The organism is Blastococcus capsensis (assembly GCF_030165005.1).
Taxonomy (GTDB): Bacteria; Actinomycetota; Actinomycetes; order Mycobacteriales; family Geodermatophilaceae; genus Blastococcus; species Blastococcus capsensis.
In genome coordinates, this window is record NZ_JASNNW010000010.1 from 95776 (window position 1) to 111332 (window position 15557).

Consider the following 15557-nt stretch of genomic DNA (forward strand, 5'->3'; position numbering starts at 1 on the left):
GGGACGGCCGAGGATGACGACGACCGACAGCACCCGCCGGCTCGGGTCCGCGCCCGACCCCGCCCTCCTGGACCCCGCCGAGCGGATGTCGGTCGACGAGCTGCGCGCCCGGCAGCTCGAGCGGCTGCGGTGGACCCTGCGGCACGCCTACGACAACGTGCCGCACCACCGGCGGGCCTTCGACGCGGCCGGGGTGCACCCCGACGACTGCCGGGAGCTGTCCGACCTCGCCGCGTTCCCCACCACCGGCAAGGCCGACCTCCGCGAGAACTACCCCTTCGGCATGTTCGCGGTCGCCCAAGACCAGGTGCGCCGCGTGCACGCCTCGTCGGGCACCACCGGTCGCCCCACGGTGGTCGGGTACACCGAGCGCGACCTGGACACGTGGGCCGCCCTGATGGCCCGCTCCATCCGGGCCGCGGGTGGCCGCGCCGGCGACCGGCTGCACAACGCCTACGGGTACGGCCTGTTCACCGGCGGCCTCGGTGCCCACTACGGCGGGGAGAGGCTCGGCTGCACGGTCGTCCCCGTCTCCGGGGGCATGACCCCGCGCCAGGTCCAGCTGATCACCGACTTCGCGCCGCGGATCATCATGGTGACGCCGTCCTACCTGCTCACCGTCCTCGACGAGTTCGAGCAGCAGGGCCTGGACCCGCGGGCCTCCAGCCTGGAGATCGGCATCCTCGGCGCGGAGCCCTGGACCGAGCAGATGCGCCGCGAGATCGAGCAGCGGTTGGACATCCATGCCGTCGACATCTACGGCCTGTCCGAGGTCATGGGCCCGGGGGTGTCCCAGGAGTGCGTGGAGACCAAGGACGGCCTGCACGTCTGGGAGGACCACTTCTACCCGGAGGTCATCGACCCGGCGACCGGCGAGGTGCTGCCGGACGGCGAGCAGGGCGAGCTCGTGTTCACCTCGCTGACCAAGGAGGCGATGCCGGTCGTCCGCTACCGCACCCGGGACCTGACCCGGCTGCTGCCGGGTACCGCCCGCCCCGGCATGCGCCGGATGGAGAAGATCACCGGCCGCACCGACGACATGATCATCCTGCGCGGGGTGAACCTCTTCCCGACCCAGATCGAGGAGGTGGTGCTGCGCACCCCCGGCCTCTCGCCGCACTTCGCCCTGGAGCTCAGCACCCGCGGTCGGATGGACCACCTCACCGTCCGGGTGGAGGCGCGGCCCGACTGCCCGGCGCAGCGTCGTCCGGCCGCCGCCGCCGAGGTGGCGCGGGCGGTCAAGGACGGCGTCGGCACCAGCGTCGAGGTGCTCGTCGTCGACCCGGAGACCCTGGAGCGCTCGCTGGGCAAGCTCAAGCGGCTCACCGACAACCGTGAGCGGACAGGGGCGTGAGCATCGCAGCGAGGCGGCCGCCGACAGGGAGGGAGCATCGCAGCGAGGCGGTCGCCGACAGGGAGGGAGCATCGCAGCGCGGAACGAGCGAGGAGCGGACCGACCGCGGAGGCGGCCTGGACGCCCGAGCGAGGAGCGGAGCGCCCCGCGGGAGCGAGCCGATGGCACCGCGAGCGCGCATGACGCCGCCCGGGAACGCCGGCCCGGCCCGGCGGGGCCGTCCGGGCCACTCGCTGGACTCGCTGCTCGGGGTCGCCGTCGCGGTGTTCAACGAGCGGGGCTACGACGCCACCACCATGGAGGACCTGGCGACCCGGCTCGGCGTCACCAAGTCCGCGATCTACCACCACGTGCCGGGCAAGGGGGAGCTGCTGCGGCTGGCCCTCGACCGGGCCCTCGACGCCCTGTTCGCGGTCACCAGGGAGCCGGGCGCCACCGGCGGGCCGGCGATCGAACGGCTGGAGCACGTCGTCCGCGGCTCGGTGCGGGTGCTCACCCGGGAACTGCCGTTCGTGACCCTGCTGCTGCGGGTGCGCGGCAACTCGCCGGTCGAGCAGGAGGCGCTGGCGCGGCGGCGCGAGTTCGACCGGCTGGTCACCGGGCTGGTGCGCGCCGCGGAGGAGCAGGGCGACGTCCGGCCCGACGTCGACCCCGCCGTCACCAGCCGGCTGCTGTTCGGCGCGGTCAACTCGCTCACCGAGTGGTACCGCCCCGAGGGCGGGCTCGACGCGACGGCCGTGGCGGACGCGCTGGTCGCCACCATGTTCGACGGGCTGCGCGGCGTGGCCCGCCCCCGGCGCGGCTGACCGTACCCACCGGAGGGCACCGGTCAGCCGACCGGGACCTTCGCCGGCACCCGGATGAGGTTGTCGTAGCGGTCGGTGCGGGACTGCTTGTCGGCGTACATGCGCTCGTCGGCGCGCCGCACCAGGTCGTCGACCGAGCACGGCCGCTCCGGGTGCCAGAGCTCTGCGCCGATGGAGAAGCGCAGCTGGAAGGCGGCGCTCGACCCGGCGTTGAAGCTGTCGAGGGCCTCGTGCACCCGCCGGCGCGCCTCGCTGGCGTCCGCGCCGTTCCCGAGGAGGACGACGAACTCGTCCCCGCCGAGGCGGCCGAGGACGTCTCCCGACCGGCACGCCGCCCGCAGGACCGCTGCGGCCGACGCGATGGCGCGGTCGCCCTCCTCGTGACCCAGGACGTCGTTGACCTGCTTGAGCCCGTCGAGGTCGAGGAAGACGGCGAGGCGGGTCTCGCCGGTCCGGGCGGCGCGGACGAGTTCCTGCTCGGCCAGCTCGAACCAGCCACGCCGGTTGTGGATCTTCGTGAGCTCGTCGGTCGAGGCGATGACGGCCATGGCCCGCTCGCGGCGGCGGCCCATCACGACGAGCGTCGTGCCGGTCATCAGCAGCATGCCCAGCACGAGCAGCTCCGTGCGCAGGCTCGCGCGTTCCAGGTGCCCCTGGAAGGCGTCCCGGGTCTGCACGTTCATGACGGTCCAGGTGGTGCCGTCGATGTGCTGCCAGGCGCTGACGTGGTCGGTCCCGCCTTCGGAGGTGTCCACGATGCCGTTGTCCCCGCCCGCGCGCACCGCCTCGAGCGCCGCGGGGTAGGGCAGCTCGGTGCCGATCAGCTCCGGCTCCGGCGCTCCGACGACGAGGCCCTCGGCGTCGACGATCCACCCCTCGCCCTCACCGGCGGTGAAGAACTCCGTGGTGGTGTTCCGGGCCGACCAGAAGCAGACGAACAGACCCCAGCTGCCGTCGGACAGCTGCGCCGGCGCGCCCAGCGCGAGGGCGGGCTCGTCGCCGATGGTGACGATCCCGGACAGCGGTACCTGGCCGGCGCCCGGATCGGCGGCCGCCGCGACCAGCGGCCGGAACCCCGGATCGGCGGGCGAGGCGGATGCGCCGGTCGGCGAGTAGGAGGCGACGATCTGGCCCCGGGCGTTGAAGACGGCGGCGCCGAGGTCCATGGCGCCGGCCGAGGTGTCGACGATCCTCTGGATGCGCGCTGCGTCCCGCTGCGCCTCCGGCCCGTCGCCGGGCACGGCGCCGAAGGGGGCGACGCCGGCCTGGTTCTGCACCGCCAGGACCGCGGCCAGCTGCACGAAACCGTCCCGCACCCGCTGCGCGCTCAGCTGGCCGAGCACCTCGGCCTGGTCGGTCCGGTCCTCCCGGTGCTGCTCGATGGCGAGGTCGCCGGCCTGATGCGTGGAGACGAGGCCGAGCACGCCCATGACCCCGACCAGCAGGCCGGACACCACCAGTGCGCCCCTGTTGCGGCGCCCCGTCGTGGGCTTCTCCCTGGTATCGCTCGACACCCATGCCTCCTCTGGCCGTTGCCATGGCATCGGCCCGCGCAGGAGAAGCTTGAGAACTCTCGCCGGACGTTCTGCGGAATCTCGTCCTCGCCGGGGGGAGACACGCGCGGACCGGTTCGCCGGGCACCGGACCGGGTCAGCCCTCCGGCACATCCGGAGCTGGCCCACCTGCGCGTGGGTGTCCGGCGCGGCGCCGCACCGCCCACGTGGTGGCCAGCACGCCCACCAGCAGCAGGGCGCCGGTGAGCCAGCCGGCCACCTCGGCTCCGGAGGCCGGCGAGGAGCCGGCAGCGGCGTCGACCAGACCACCGATCCAGGTCCACAGCGCGTGGCCCACCACGTAACCGACCAGCACGACCAGGAAGGCGGGGACGGCCAGCCCGAGCAGGAACATGCGGCCCTCCCGTGCGCGTGACGCGGCCCGGTCGGGCCCCTGCGGGTCTTCGGCCGGTGGGCGGTCGGTGGATGCGCGCGGAGCCCGGCGACTGGGCTACGGTCGCGGGCGTGCGGCTTCCGGACGGCCTCGTCGCCGTGGTCAAACGCGACTGCCCGACCTGCGTGCTGGTCGAGCCGGTGCTGCGCCGGCTGGGCGCGGCCGTGTGGTGCCAGGACGACGCCGGGTGGTTCGAGGGCGACGACACCGAGCTGGAGCTGTCCTACCGCCTGGGTATCGAGACCGTTCCCACGCTCCTGCGCGTGGCGGACGGCGCGGAGACGGCGCGCGTGGTCGGGTGGAGCCGGGAGCAGTGGGCGCAGCTCACCGGGGTGCCCGGCCTGGGAGAGGGGCTGCCCGAGCACCGGCCCGGCTGCGGATCGCTGTCGGTGGACCCCTTCCGGCTCGACGCCCTGGAGGCGCGGTACGGCGGCAGCGGCCTGGCCAGCCGCCGGGTGGAGCTGGCCGACCTCGAGGACGAGCACGAGGCGCTGTTCGACCGCGGCTGGACCGACGGGCTGCCGGTGGTGCCGCCCACGCCGGAACGGGTGCTGCGGATGCTGCGCGGGACGACCCGTGACCCGTGCGAGGTGGTCGCGGTCGTGCCGCCGGATCTCGTCGAGTGCACGGTGGAGAAGGTGGCCGTCAACGCGGTGATGGCTGGCTGCCTGCCGGAGCACCTGCCGGTCGTGCTGGCCGCGCTGGAGGCGGCGTCCGCGGAGGAGTTCGCGCTGCACGGGCTGCTGGCGACGACGTACTTCTCCGGGCCGGTCGTGGTGGTGAACGGGCCGGTGGCCGAGCGGATCGGCATGAACGGCGGGGTCAACGCGCTCGGGCAGGGCAACCGCGCCAACGCCACGATCGGCCGGGCGCTCCAGCTGGTTGTGCGCAACGTCGGGGGCGGGCGCCCCGGTGAGGTGGACCGGGCCACGCTGGGCAACCCCGGCAAGTTCACCTTCTGCTTCGCCGAGCGGGAGCAGGACAGCCCGTTCGCCCCGCTCGCCGCCGACCGGGGGGTGCCGGGGAACGCGGTGACCGTCTTCGCCGGGTCGGGCGTGCAGCCGGTGGTGGACCAGCTCAGCCGCGAGCCCGGATCGCTCGCCCGCACGTTCGCGGCCTGCCTGCGCGTCAACGCCCACCCCAAGCTGCCGATGGCGTTCGACGCCATGCTCGTCGTCTCGCCGGAGCACGGCCGGGTGTTCCGCGAGGCCGGCTGGAACCGTGCCCGCCTGCTCGCCGAGCTCGACGACCTGCTCACCCTCCCCGCCGACGAGCTGGTGCGCGGGGCCGGGGGCATGGCCGAGGGTGTGCCGGCGGCCGCCCTGGCCGGCAGCGAGCTGCCCAAGTTCCGCCCCGGCGGCCTGCTGGTGGCGCACGCCGGCGGCGACGCGGGGCTGTTCAGTGCGATCGTCGGCGGTTGGGTGGCCGGGAAGACCGGGAGCGCCCCGGTGACCAGAGAGGTGAACGCATGAGAACCGTCCTGGATCCCACCGGCGAGCGGCGGACGTCGGCCCGGGAGCTGCTGCCCCGTCCGGCGTCGCTCCGGGGCCGCAGCGTCGGCCTGCTCGACATCAGCAAGGCGCGTGGCGACGTCGTCCTCGACCGGCTCGAGGAGCTGCTGACCGCGGACGGCGCGGTGGTGCGCCGCTACCGCAAGCCGACCTTCGCCCGGACCGCCCCGGTGGACCTGCGGCACGAGATCGCCGAGCAGTGCGAGGTGGTCATCGAGGCGCTGGCCGATTAGGGCTCGTGCACGTCGTGCAGTGTGCACGACATCGCAGACCTCGAGCGCCGCGGCGTGGTCGGGGTCTTCCTCGCCAGCGAGGCGTTCGCCGAGGCGGCCCGGGTGCAGGGCGCGGCGTTGGGCTTCCCGGCGCCGTGCGTGCTCGTCCCGCACCCCGTCCAGGACCGGACGGACGCCGAACTGCGGGCCGTCGCCGAGCAGGCCTACCCCGCGGTGCTCGCTACCCTGACGACGCGCGGGTAGCCGCCGACGAGGGAGGGTGCACGCATGCCGGTCGTGGCACGGCTGGATGCGTTCCAGGCCAGGCATCCCGCAGCGGCCTTCCCGCTGGCCGTGGTCTACAAGTTCGTCGACGACCGCGGGCCGCACCTGGCCGCGCTGATCACCTACTACGGGTTCGTCTCGCTGTTCCCGCTGCTGCTCATCCTGACCTCCACGCTCGGCTTCCTGCTGGAGGACGATCCCGGCCTCCAGCAGCGGATCCTCGAGTCCGCGCTGTCCGACTTCCCGCTCCTCGGCCCGGCGCTGGTGGAGAACATCGGCGGCTTCCGGGGAAGCGGAGCCGCCCTGGTGATCGGCATCGTGGGCAGCCTCTACGGTGGGCTGGGCGTCATGCAGGCGGCCCAGGCGGCGCTCAACCGCATCTACGCCGTGCCCCGCTTCGCCCAGCCCAACCCCGTGCTGTCCCGGCTGCGCAGCCTGCTCCTCGTCGTGGTCCTGGGCCTGGCCGCGGTGGCATCGACGGGGCTGACCGCATTCGTGTCTACGTTCTCCGGCGCCCTGCCGGTGCCGGAGCCGGTCGTCACGGCCACGGGCACGCTGACCAGCCTGGCGATCAACGTCGGCATCTTCCTGGTCGTCTACCAGGTGCTCACCGCGCGCCGGCTGGGCTGGCGCAACGTCGCCGTCGGCGCCGTCATCGCCGCGGTGCTCTGGGAGCTGCTGCACCTGCTCGGCACCTACTACTTCGGCACGTACGTGATGCGGTCCAGCGACGTCTACGGGGTCTTCGGCGTCATCCTCGGCCTGATCGTCTGGATCTACCTGCAGGCGCTCGTCGTCGTCCTGGCCGCGGAGATCAACGTCGTCCGGCACCGGCGGCTGTACCCCCGCTCGCTGTTGACCCCCTTCACCGATGACGTGGAGCTGACCCCGGCCGACGTGCGGGTCTACACCGGCTACGCGCGGAGCGAGCGATACAAGGGGTTCCAGCGGGTGGAGGCCACGTTCCGCAAGGAGGAGCGGGAACCTCCACCCGACGCCGAGGGCTTCCCCGGGGACGTCGCGCAGGACGAGGCGGACAGCGACGGCGACCGCCCTCCGCGGGGCCGTCACCGGTAGACGACGTCGACGCTCCGGAAGGCGCCCAGCGCGTGGTCGGCGACGAAGTGCTCGTGGTCCATGCGCACCCGGGCGGCCGCCTCCTCGGCGAACCGCAGGACGTCGTCGACGAACAGGTCCCGGCTGCCGATCGCGTCGAGGATCGCGGGCTCGACGTCGTAGTCGACGTTGCCGCTGTCGTCGGACATGGCGTGGGTGTGCGCCAGCACCCGGCCGCAGATCTCGGCGTAGTCCTTCCACTCCCGGCCCGACAGCGAGCCCAGGCTCATCGAGTCCCGGAACGGCGCCCGTTCGCGGGCCAGGAAGCTGCGGCCGTCGATGTCCACGCTGCCGTAGAAGACGTCGCCGTTGACCAGGTGCACCCGCTGGGCGTGGCGGATGCGGTCGGCCATGCCGTCCTGCTGGTACTCCGTGAGCGGGACCAGGCCGAGCAGGGCCGATCGCCGGGCCTGCTTGAACTCCAGCAGGAGGTCGTCGGTCCCGTCCGCCCGGGGGCCCTCCACGAGCACGAAGAAGCGGGGCAGGCCCAGCGAGGCGGTGCCCGCGCCCTTGCGCTCGGCGACGTCCTTCACCCGCATCCGGCCGGCCCGCTCGGGAACCGGCACCTCGTTCTCGGCGACGAACCGGTCGATGATCTCCTGGAACTCGGCGCGGCGGCTGCTCACCGGGACGACTTCCTCGTTCGCCCGGAATCCGCTGCGGGAGTCGTCCAGCAGGCCGGCCAGCCAGTCGGACCGGGGAAGCTCGAAGGCCCCGGCGATGAGGCCGGCGACCAGCGGCGGGGCGTTGTCCAGCCGCAGCTGCTCGCCGTCCTCGGTGGCCTCGGCGGCGTACGAGGTCATGGCGGCGACGTAGCCGGAGAGGAAGCGGCCGGCGATGGCCCGCTGCTTCTTCGGGCCGTGGCCGCCCTTCTCCGCCGCGGCGAGCAGGAAGCCGACGGCGCCGCGCTTGAGGTCCCAGGTGAACGGGGCGTAGTAGGCGTCGTCGAAGTCGTTGACCCCGAAGATCGGGACGTTGTCCGCGCTGGGCATCACCCCGAAGTTGCCCGGGTGGACGTCGCCCAGGGCGAGCACCGTGGGCATCCGGGCGTCCTCGCCGGCCAGGTCCCGGTAGAAGAGCAGCGCGGTGCCGCGGAAGAAGTGGAAGACCGACCGGGCCAGCTTGTCGAACTTCTGCTGCGCCTCCACGTCGTGGCTGGCGATGCGGGTCTCGTGGTCCTCGCGCACGGTCTCCCGGACGTGGACCCGGCGGTCGTTCCCGGCGAGCATGCGCGGGATCAGCACCATCTGCCCGGCCGCCCGCGACTCGGCGAGCGTGCGGAACGCCTCCACCCGTGAGCTGATCCGCTGGCGGCCCTCGGCGGGGGTGGTGGTCGCGAGCCGGGGAGAGGAGTCCATGGTCCACGGGCTACCCGCCGCCGGGGCGGCCAGGCACGACGGTTCCGTGACAGCTCCCGGTCAGCGGGCGCGCAGCGCCCGGCTTCCCATCCGGAGCCGACGCAGGACACCCGCTGGCTGCTCGGCGACCGGTGCCCTGACCTGGTCCGTCAGCAGCGCCACCTCGGCCTGCAGTGCCGCTCGCCGCTGTTCCAGGGCCCCGACCTCGGAGCGGAGGGCGGCGGCCTGCCGGTCCAGGCGCTCCCGGGCCGTCGCGGCCTCGGCGTCGGCCCGGCGCCGCTGCCCCCGGCCGGCCGTGAGCATCCGCACGATCTCCTCGCGCGCCTGCAGGCGGGCGGCGGCGGCTGCCTTCCCGGCCTCCTGCCGGATCCGCTCGGCCTGCGTGACGGCCCGGCGCTCGCGGAGACGAATCTCCTCCAGCCGTGCCGCGGCTTCGGCGTGGGCCGCCGTCCGCGTCGCCTCGGCCGCCTCCACGATGCGGTCGGCGTGGGCGGTCGACTCCTGCGCCTCGGCGGTCGCCGCGGCGACCACCCGGCCGGCCTCGGTCTCGGCGTCGGCCAGGAGTCGTTCGGCGAGCCGGAGCCTCGCCTCCGACTCGGCGGCGACAGCGGAGTGGTGGGCGGCGGCTTCGGCCCGGATGCCGTCGGCCTCGTCGGCGGCCACGGCGAGCATGGCGCCCATCCGCCGGGACAGGGAGACGAACTCGGCTCCCCCGGAGGAGTGGGAGAGCAGCTCGCGTGCCTCGTCGAGCTCGGCGAGCGCGTGCAGATGGCGGCTCTCCAGGTGCTCCCGCTCCTGCTCGGCGGTGGTCAGCTGGTGCTCCGCCCACTGGACGTAGGTGTCGACCTGGAAACGGTCGTAGCCTCCCAGCACCCGCCGGAACATCGGCGCCATCTCGAAGATCGTGGGCAGGTCACCGGAGACGTTGGGGCGCGGGCGGCCCAGCGGCTCCTCGTCCGCTCCCGCGTCGTGCCCGAGCGGTGCGCCGGCCGGCCGGTCGTGCGTGTGCAACTCGATGGTCATCCCAGCTGCCTCCCCCGCAGTCGGTCGAACACGGAACGCTACGGCTCCCGTCTCGGGAGCGCGCCCGCTGCCGGGACCGGTGTCACCCGTCCGGGGCGGGGCCCGCCTGGTGTGGCGGGCCGAGGGCCAGGCAGGCCCTCCCTCCTGCGGGTGACGGGCCCGGCCAAGGGCGTTTGGTGGCGCCCGGCGGGGCGCACCCTCCGTCCATGGCGCCCGCTCCGACCCCGCAGATGCCGGGAAACCTGACCGTCCCGGTGCTGTTCGGCTGGGAGAACCTGGTGACCGTCGTGGTCCTCGCCGTGGTCACCGCGGTGCTGTTCGTCGTGGCCCTCGCGGCTGCCGCGGCGGGCAGCCGACGGTCGGAGTGGCGGGGGTGGCTCGATTCCCGGCCGACCGGGGCGGCGAGGCCCGCCCCGGACGCGGCCGAACGGGACCGCTCGGTGCGCCGGGGGGCGCCGGTCGCGCTCGCAACCGGCCTCAGGTGCTCAGCCCCCGGCGGCCCGCAGGAGCTGGGCGAGGTGCGCCAGGGCGGTCGCGACCTCGGTGAAGCTGGTGCTCAGCGGTGACAGGCCCATCCGCAGGCCCCGCGGCGGCCGGAAATCGGGGATGACGCCGCGACGCCACAGTTCCGCGACCACCGTCCGCATCGCGTCGTGCTCCAGCGTGACGTGCCCCGCGCGGCGGTCCGGGTTCCGGGGGGAGGCCACCCCGACGCCGAGCGGGGCGAGCACCTCGTCCGCGAACCCGATGACGAACTCCGTGAGCGCCACGGACTTCTGCCGGACGGCCGGCATCCCGGCCCGCTGGATGAGCTCCAGCATGTCCTCGACCGGAACCATGCCCAGGACCGGAGGCGTTCCGCTGAGGAAGCGGCGGATGCCGGTGGCCGGCGCATAGTCCGGCCCCATCGCGAAGGGCTCGGCGTGGCCCATCCAGCCGGTGATCGGCTGGGTGAGCTCGTCCTGCAGCCGCCGGGCGACGTAGCCGTACGCGGGCGCGCCAGGCCCGCCGTTCAGGAACTTGTACCCGCAGCCGACGGCGAGATCGACCTCCGCCGTGTCCAGCCCGACCTCCACCACGCCGGCGGAGTGGCACAGGTCCCACAGCACGAGGGCACCGGCCCGGTGCGCCGCCGCGGTGATCGCCGGCAGGTCGGCGATGTAGGCCGACTTGTAGGCGACGTGGCTGAGGAGCACCAGCGCCGTCCGGTCCGACAGCAGCGCCGCCACCTCGGCGAGCTGCACGCCGGTGGCCGGGTCCGGCTCGATCCACCGGACCGTCCGGCCCGTCTCCGCGGCGATCGTGGCGAGGAGGAAGCGGTCGGTGGGGAAGTTCTCGGTGTCGGCGACGATCTCGCAGCGCTCCGGACGGGCGTCCACCGCGGCCCGGATGAGCTTGTAGAGCAGCACCGTCGTCGAGTCGCCGACGACGGTCTGACCGGGCGCCGCCCCCAGCACGGCGCTTCCGATGAGGTCGCCGACGGCCGTCGGGAGGTCCATCCACTGCTCGTCCCAGGCGCGGATGAGCCGCTCGCCCCAGTCGTGGTCGACGAACGCGGAAAGACGATCCCGGGTGATCTGGAGAGGCCGGCCGAGCGAGTTGCCGTCGAGGTAGGCGACGACGTCCTCGGGCAGGACGAACTCGGCGCGGCAGGCCGCCAGCGGGTCCCGCTCGTCGAGGTCGGCCGCCAGCCGGACGAACTCCGGGGGGAGCAGCTCCATCGGGTCGGGCGGTGACATGGGTGTCCTCGGGTCGGCGGCGCTCAGCGGGGGGCTGAGCTCCCCGGCACGGTAGCGCCGTCCGGCGTTCCCGCCCGGACCGGCTGGACGCGGCAGGCGGCGCCGTCGATGATCAGGGCCGTGGGCTCGGAGGACCGGTCGGTGCTCACCCGGCCCGCCGCCGCTCCGGACGCGGTGCTCGGCTACGGCCCCGGCCCGGACCAGGTGGCCGACGTCCGGTTCCCCCCGGCCGCAGCGCCCGATCGGCCGGTGCTGGTGGTCGTGCACGGGGGCTTCTGGCGGCCGGAGTACGACCGGGCGCACCTGGGGCCGATGGCCGAGGCGCTGGCCGCGGCCGGCTGGCCGACGCTGACGCCGGAGTACCGGCGCATCCCCGGCCGGCCCGACCTGACCGTGGCGGACGTCCACGCCGCGGTGCGCAGCGTCGCGGCACGGCTCGAGCTGGGCCGGCGGGGCGACCCGCGGGTGCTGCTCGTCGGGCACTCCGCCGGCGGGCACCTGGCGCTGCAGGCGGCCGCGACCCTGGACGCTCCGCACGTGCCCGCCGGGGTGCTGGCCCTGGCGCCGGTGGCCGATCTCCGGCAGGGACAGCGGCTCGGGCTCGGGAACGACGCCGTCCTGGCCTTCCTCGGGCAGGACGCCGCAGGCCGCCCCGACCTGGACCCGGCCCGGCTGCCGGCCCCGGCGGGCGCGGTGCGGATCGTGCACGGCACCGAGGACGGGATCGTCCCGATCGAGGTGAGCGAGTGCTACCTCAGGCGCCGTCCCGGTGCGGTCCTCCTGCCCGTCCCGGCCGGGCACTTCGCCGTGATCGACCCGCTCAGCGTCGTCTGGCCCACGGTGCTCGCGACGCTCGAGGAGCTCGACTCGCGCTGACCGTGGGAGCACCCGCGATCGGGACCGCCATGGGGACGTCTGCACCATGTGCCGCCCCGGGGGACGCGGACAGCATCGACGGCGCCCGATCGACGCCGACCCGAGGACGCCGCCGGCAGGCCATGCTGCGGTCCCGGGCCGCCGGGGGAGGGGCTCACCCCGAGCGGTAGCCGCATCAGAACGCGGCATCCAGCCGGGCGAGCAGCGTGGCGCCGTCCCAGGTCGGCGGCGGCATGATCCGGCGGATGGTCAACAGTGGAAACGCCGGATCCTGCGGGTCGGCAAGCTGGAAGGCCGCCCGGTAGCCCGCCGCCTCGACCCGGGGCAGCGCCTCGGGTGACCAGACGCCGTGCGGATAGGCCAGCAGGTCCACGGGGTGGCCGAGGATCCCGGCCAGCTCGGCGCGCGGCCGGTCCAGCTGGGTCGCCCACTGGTCGCCGGTGAGCCGATCGACCCGCTGGTGGTCCCAGCTGTGCGCACCGATGGTCATGCCGGCCCGGTCGAGATCGCGCAGCTGGTCCGCGCTCAGCCAGTCCGGCTTGCCCAGGACGACGGTCATCGGGAAGAACGCCGCCGGGAAGCCCAACTCGGTCAGCACCGGGAGGGCGACGGAATGGTGGGTCGCCGAGCCGTCGTCGAAGGTCAGCAGCACCGGCCGGTCGGGGAGGGGCGCGCCGAACTGCAGGTGGTCCAGCAGTTGGGCCGTGCCGATAGGTGTCCGGCCGCCGTCGCGCAGCGCCTGCAGCTGTGCGCGGAAGACCGACGGCGGGGTGATGATGGTGCGGGCGTACGCGCTGTCGCCGGCACGGAACTCGCGCAGCTGGTGGAAGCACAGCACCGGCACGGTGGAGCGGGCCAGCAGCTCCTCCGCCGTCGCGGGCGGAGGCGGGGCGCTGCTGGCCGGCGGCGTGCTGGGAGCGGCCGGTGATGACTGCGCCGGCGAGCGGGGGGCGCGGGCCGTCGGCGCGGTCGACCGGTCGGTGGTCGGTGCCGAGCAGGCGCCGAGCAGCACCGTCCCGGCTGCGGCGAGGAACGTCCGTCTGCGCATGCCCGCAACCCTCACGGGTGGCCGACGAAGGGGCAAGACCCGCCGACCCCGGCCGCGCGGACCGGCCCGGAACCCGCCGTTCGGTGGGGAGCCGGCGCGTCCTACCGTTCTGCTGGCGTGCCCGGGGTGGGCAGGGGAGACGAGGGGGCGGCCGGGGGATGGTGGATGCCTTCCCCTCCGATCTGCTGCCCGCCGACCTGAGCGGCGGCGTCCTCCTGCTCCTGCTGCTCGCCGCGCTCGCCGCCGGGTGGATCGACGCCGTCGTCGGGGGCGGCGGTCTCCTCCAGCTGCCCGCGCTGCTCCTGGTTCCCGGGATCGGCCCGGTGCAGGCACTGGCGACGAACAAGCTCGCCTCGATCTTCGGCACCGCCACGAGCGCCACCACCTTCTACCGCCGCGTCCACCCCGATCTGCGCACCGCACTCCCGATGGCCGGGATAGCCCTGGTGGGCAGTTTCGCCGGCGCGTCGGTCGCCGCCGCGCTGCCGGCCAGCGTGTTCAAACCGGTCATCGTCGTCGCGCTCGTCGGCATCGCCGCGTTCACCGTGCTGCGTCCCTCGCTGGGAGAGGTGACCGCGCTGCGGCACAGCGGCCGTCGGCATCACGGCATCGCGGCAGCGGTCGGGGCCGCCATCGGGTTCTACGACGGCATCCTCGGCCCGGGCACCGGGTCGTTCCTGGTGTTCGCCATGGTCTCGCTGCTGGGCTACGACTTCCTGAACGCCAGTGCCAAGGCGAAGATCGTCAACGTCGCCACCAACGTGGGGGCGCTGCTGTTCTTCGTCCCCCATGGTGCGGTTTTCTGGGGGCTCGGGATCCTCATGGGCCTGGCCAACATGCTCGGCGGGTACCTCGGCGCCCGGGCGGCGACCGCGCGAGGGACCCGCTTCATCCGGGTCGTCTTCCTCGTCGTCGTCACCGCGCTGATCTGCCGGCTCGGCTGGGACGTGTGGACGGAGAACCTCCGCCCGCTCCTGGCCTGACAGCGGTCGGGCATGCTTGGCGTGCCCTCGGGCGCTGGGCGGGCAGACGCCCACCGTCGACGGCGGTGCTGATCAGCAGGGGAGAACGGGTGAACGACTTGAAGGCACTCTTGGTCGAAGGGATCCATCCCGTCGCCGTCGACGTGCTGGCCTCGTCCGGTATCGAGGTCGACCGGGAGAGCCGGGCCCTGAGTGGCGAGGAGCTGGTCTCCCGGCTGGCAGGGGTGCAGGTGCTCGGGCTGCGCTCGGGCACGCACGTGACCGCCGAGGTGCTCGCGCAGGCGCCGGACCTCCGGGTCATCGGCGCCTTCTGCATCGGCACCAACCAGATCGACCTGCAGGCCGCCACGGAGCGCGGCATCGCGGTGTTCAACGCGCCGTTCTCCAACACCCGCAGCGTCGTGGAGCTCGCCATCGCCGAGATCATCGCGCTGACCCGGCGGCTCACCGTCCAGGACGACGCGATGCACGCGGGGCAGTGGCGGAAGTCGGCGAAGGGCAGCCACGAGCTGCGCGGCCGGCGGCTGGGCATCGTCGGGTACGGCAAGATCGGCAGCCAGCTGTCCGTGCTGGCGGAGGCGCTGGGCATGCACGTGCGCTTCTTCGACACCGCCGACCGGCTCGCCCTCGGCAACGCCCGCCGGTGCGCCACCCTCGAGGAGCTGCTGGGCGACTCCGACGTCGTCTCGCTGCACGTCGACGGCCGACCGGGCAACAGCGGGATGTTCGGTGACGCCCAGTTCGGGCTGATGCCCCGGGGCGCGGTCTTCCTCAACCTGTCCCGAGGCTTCCTCGTCGACCACTCGGCCCTGCGCGAGCGGATCGTCAGCGGCCACCTGGCCGGCGCCGCGGTCGACGTCTTCCCCAACGAGCCGGCCGGGCCGGGGGACCCCTTCGAGTCGGGGCTGCGGGGGCTGCCCAACGTCATCCTGACGCCCCACGTCGGAGGCTCCACGGAGGAGGCGCAGCAGGACATCGGCGACTTCGTCGCAGGCAAGCTGCTGGGGTACCTGCGCGCCGGGGCCACGGGGTTGTCGGTGAACCTCCCCGAGGTGCAGCTGCCGCGACTGGACGGCGCCACCCGGCTGCTTCTCCTGCACCGGAACCAGCCCGGGGCCCTGGCCCACCTCGCCGGGGTGCTCGCCGACGGGGGGCTGAACGTCGAGCAGCAGCTGCTGACCACGTCGGGGACGGTCGGGTACGCGGTGACCGATGTCCGGGGCACGGTCGGGGACGGCGTGGTGGACCAGCTGCGCGGGCTGCCGGAGACCATCCGGCTGGACGTCCTGACCGGCTGAG

Annotated in this window: 14 protein-coding genes and 1 pseudogene; 9 read left to right on the forward strand and 6 right to left on the reverse strand. The window is 74.1% G+C overall.

Features of this window, described 5'->3' with window-relative positions:
- The first annotated feature begins 13 nt into the window (after positions 1–13).
- Positions 14–1354 carry a phenylacetate--CoA ligase PaaK gene (paaK, locus tag QOZ86_RS10450; RefSeq protein WP_284491899.1) on the forward strand — a complete coding sequence of 447 codons (1341 nt, stop codon included), beginning with the start codon at positions 14–16 and terminating at the stop codon, positions 1352–1354.
- Between the two features lie 161 nt (positions 1355–1515).
- Positions 1516–2160, forward strand: a complete 645-nt coding sequence (locus tag QOZ86_RS10455) for a TetR/AcrR family transcriptional regulator (protein WP_284491900.1) — start codon at positions 1516–1518, stop codon at positions 2158–2160.
- A gap of 23 nt (positions 2161–2183) precedes the next feature.
- On the opposite strand, the gene QOZ86_RS10460 is transcribed toward QOZ86_RS10455, so the two are convergent.
- Both QOZ86_RS10460 and QOZ86_RS10465 read right to left on the reverse strand, forming a co-directional pair.
- On the reverse strand, positions 2184–3674 hold the full coding sequence (locus tag QOZ86_RS10460; protein ID WP_284491901.1) for a GGDEF domain-containing protein: 1491 nt from the start codon (positions 3672–3674) through the stop codon (positions 2184–2186).
- Between the two features lie 136 nt (positions 3675–3810).
- Positions 3811–4068: a hypothetical protein gene (locus QOZ86_RS10465; protein ID WP_284491902.1), complete on the reverse strand. Its 258-nt coding sequence runs from the start codon at positions 4066–4068 to the stop codon at positions 3811–3813.
- Positions 4069–4178: 110 nt separating this feature from the next.
- Here QOZ86_RS10465 and QOZ86_RS10470 point away from each other — a divergent pair, with 110 nt between their 5' ends.
- The 3 genes and pseudogenes from QOZ86_RS10470 to QOZ86_RS10480 all read left to right on the forward strand — a co-directional run bounded on the left by QOZ86_RS10470 (position 4179) and on the right by QOZ86_RS10480 (position 7192).
- Positions 4179–5579 (forward strand): thioredoxin family protein, encoded by a 1401-nt coding sequence (locus QOZ86_RS10470; RefSeq protein ID WP_284491903.1) that lies wholly within the window; start codon positions 4179–4181, stop codon positions 5577–5579.
- Positions 5576–6094, forward strand: a pseudogene (locus QOZ86_RS10475) (UGSC family (seleno)protein). The gene QOZ86_RS10470 and the pseudogene QOZ86_RS10475 overlap by 4 nt, the downstream one beginning before the upstream one ends.
- 24 nt (positions 6095–6118) lie before the next feature.
- Positions 6119–7192 carry a YihY/virulence factor BrkB family protein gene (locus QOZ86_RS10480; RefSeq protein WP_284491904.1) on the forward strand — a complete coding sequence of 358 codons (1074 nt, stop codon included), beginning with the start codon at positions 6119–6121 and terminating at the stop codon, positions 7190–7192.
- On the opposite strand, the gene QOZ86_RS10485 is transcribed toward QOZ86_RS10480, so the two are convergent.
- The gene (locus tag QOZ86_RS10485) at positions 7183–8589 is read right to left on the reverse strand and encodes a DUF2252 domain-containing protein (protein ID WP_284491905.1); all 1407 of its coding nucleotides are present in this window, start codon (positions 8587–8589) and stop codon (positions 7183–7185) included. The two genes, QOZ86_RS10480 and QOZ86_RS10485, sit on opposite strands and share 10 nt — an antisense overlap.
- A gap of 60 nt (positions 8590–8649) precedes the next feature.
- The gene (locus QOZ86_RS10490; RefSeq protein ID WP_284491906.1) at positions 8650–9612 is read right to left on the reverse strand and encodes a coiled-coil domain-containing protein; all 963 of its coding nucleotides are present in this window, start codon (positions 9610–9612) and stop codon (positions 8650–8652) included.
- A 206-nt stretch (positions 9613–9818) separates the two neighbouring features.
- On the opposite strand from QOZ86_RS10490, the gene QOZ86_RS10495 reads away from it, so the two are divergent.
- Positions 9819–10178, forward strand: coding sequence for a hypothetical protein (locus tag QOZ86_RS10495; RefSeq protein ID WP_284491907.1), 360 nt, complete (start codon positions 9819–9821; stop codon positions 10176–10178).
- On the opposite strand, the gene kynU is transcribed toward QOZ86_RS10495, so the two are convergent.
- On the reverse strand, positions 10098–11351 hold the full coding sequence (kynU, locus tag QOZ86_RS10500; RefSeq protein ID WP_284491908.1) for a kynureninase: 1254 nt from the start codon (positions 11349–11351) through the stop codon (positions 10098–10100). The genes QOZ86_RS10495 and kynU overlap by 81 nt on opposite strands.
- 120 nt (positions 11352–11471) lie before the next feature.
- Here kynU and QOZ86_RS10505 point away from each other — a divergent pair, with 120 nt between their 5' ends.
- Positions 11472–12227, forward strand: coding sequence for an alpha/beta hydrolase (locus QOZ86_RS10505; RefSeq protein ID WP_284491909.1), 756 nt, complete (start codon positions 11472–11474; stop codon positions 12225–12227).
- A gap of 175 nt (positions 12228–12402) precedes the next feature.
- Here QOZ86_RS10505 and QOZ86_RS10510 read toward each other — a convergent pair whose 3' ends face one another.
- Positions 12403–13275: a polysaccharide deacetylase family protein gene (locus QOZ86_RS10510; protein WP_284491910.1), complete on the reverse strand. Its 873-nt coding sequence runs from the start codon at positions 13273–13275 to the stop codon at positions 12403–12405.
- A 158-nt stretch (positions 13276–13433) separates the two neighbouring features.
- Between QOZ86_RS10510 and QOZ86_RS10515 the strand changes: the two genes are divergently transcribed.
- Both QOZ86_RS10515 and serA read left to right on the forward strand, forming a co-directional pair.
- Positions 13434–14258 carry a sulfite exporter TauE/SafE family protein gene (locus QOZ86_RS10515; protein WP_284491911.1) on the forward strand — a complete coding sequence of 275 codons (825 nt, stop codon included), beginning with the start codon at positions 13434–13436 and terminating at the stop codon, positions 14256–14258.
- Positions 14259–14347: 89 nt separating this feature from the next.
- Positions 14348–15556 carry a phosphoglycerate dehydrogenase gene (gene serA / locus QOZ86_RS10520; RefSeq protein ID WP_284491912.1) on the forward strand — a complete coding sequence of 403 codons (1209 nt, stop codon included), beginning with the start codon at positions 14348–14350 and terminating at the stop codon, positions 15554–15556.
- The last annotated feature ends 1 nt before the right edge of the window (position 15557 follow it).

Coding starts and splice junctions, on each gene's coding strand:
- paaK (WP_284491899.1), top strand. CDS start 14: ATGACGACGACCGACAGCACCCGCCGGCTCGGGTCCGCGCCCGACCCC.
- QOZ86_RS10455 (WP_284491900.1), top strand. CDS start 1,516: ATGGCACCGCGAGCGCGCATGACGCCGCCCGGGAACGCCGGCCCGGCC.
- QOZ86_RS10465 (WP_284491902.1), bottom strand. CDS start 4,068: ATGTTCCTGCTCGGGCTGGCCGTCCCCGCCTTCCTGGTCGTGCTGGTC.
- QOZ86_RS10480 (WP_284491904.1), top strand. CDS start 6,119: ATGCCGGTCGTGGCACGGCTGGATGCGTTCCAGGCCAGGCATCCCGCA.
- QOZ86_RS10485 (WP_284491905.1), bottom strand. CDS start 8,589: ATGGACTCCTCTCCCCGGCTCGCGACCACCACCCCCGCCGAGGGCCGC.
- QOZ86_RS10490 (WP_284491906.1), bottom strand. CDS start 9,612: ATGACCATCGAGTTGCACACGCACGACCGGCCGGCCGGCGCACCGCTC.
- QOZ86_RS10495 (WP_284491907.1), top strand. CDS start 9,819: ATGGCGCCCGCTCCGACCCCGCAGATGCCGGGAAACCTGACCGTCCCG.
- kynU (WP_284491908.1), bottom strand. CDS start 11,351: ATGTCACCGCCCGACCCGATGGAGCTGCTCCCCCCGGAGTTCGTCCGG.
- QOZ86_RS10510 (WP_284491910.1), bottom strand. CDS start 13,275: ATGCGCAGACGGACGTTCCTCGCCGCAGCCGGGACGGTGCTGCTCGGC.
- QOZ86_RS10515 (WP_284491911.1), top strand. CDS start 13,434: ATGGTGGATGCCTTCCCCTCCGATCTGCTGCCCGCCGACCTGAGCGGC.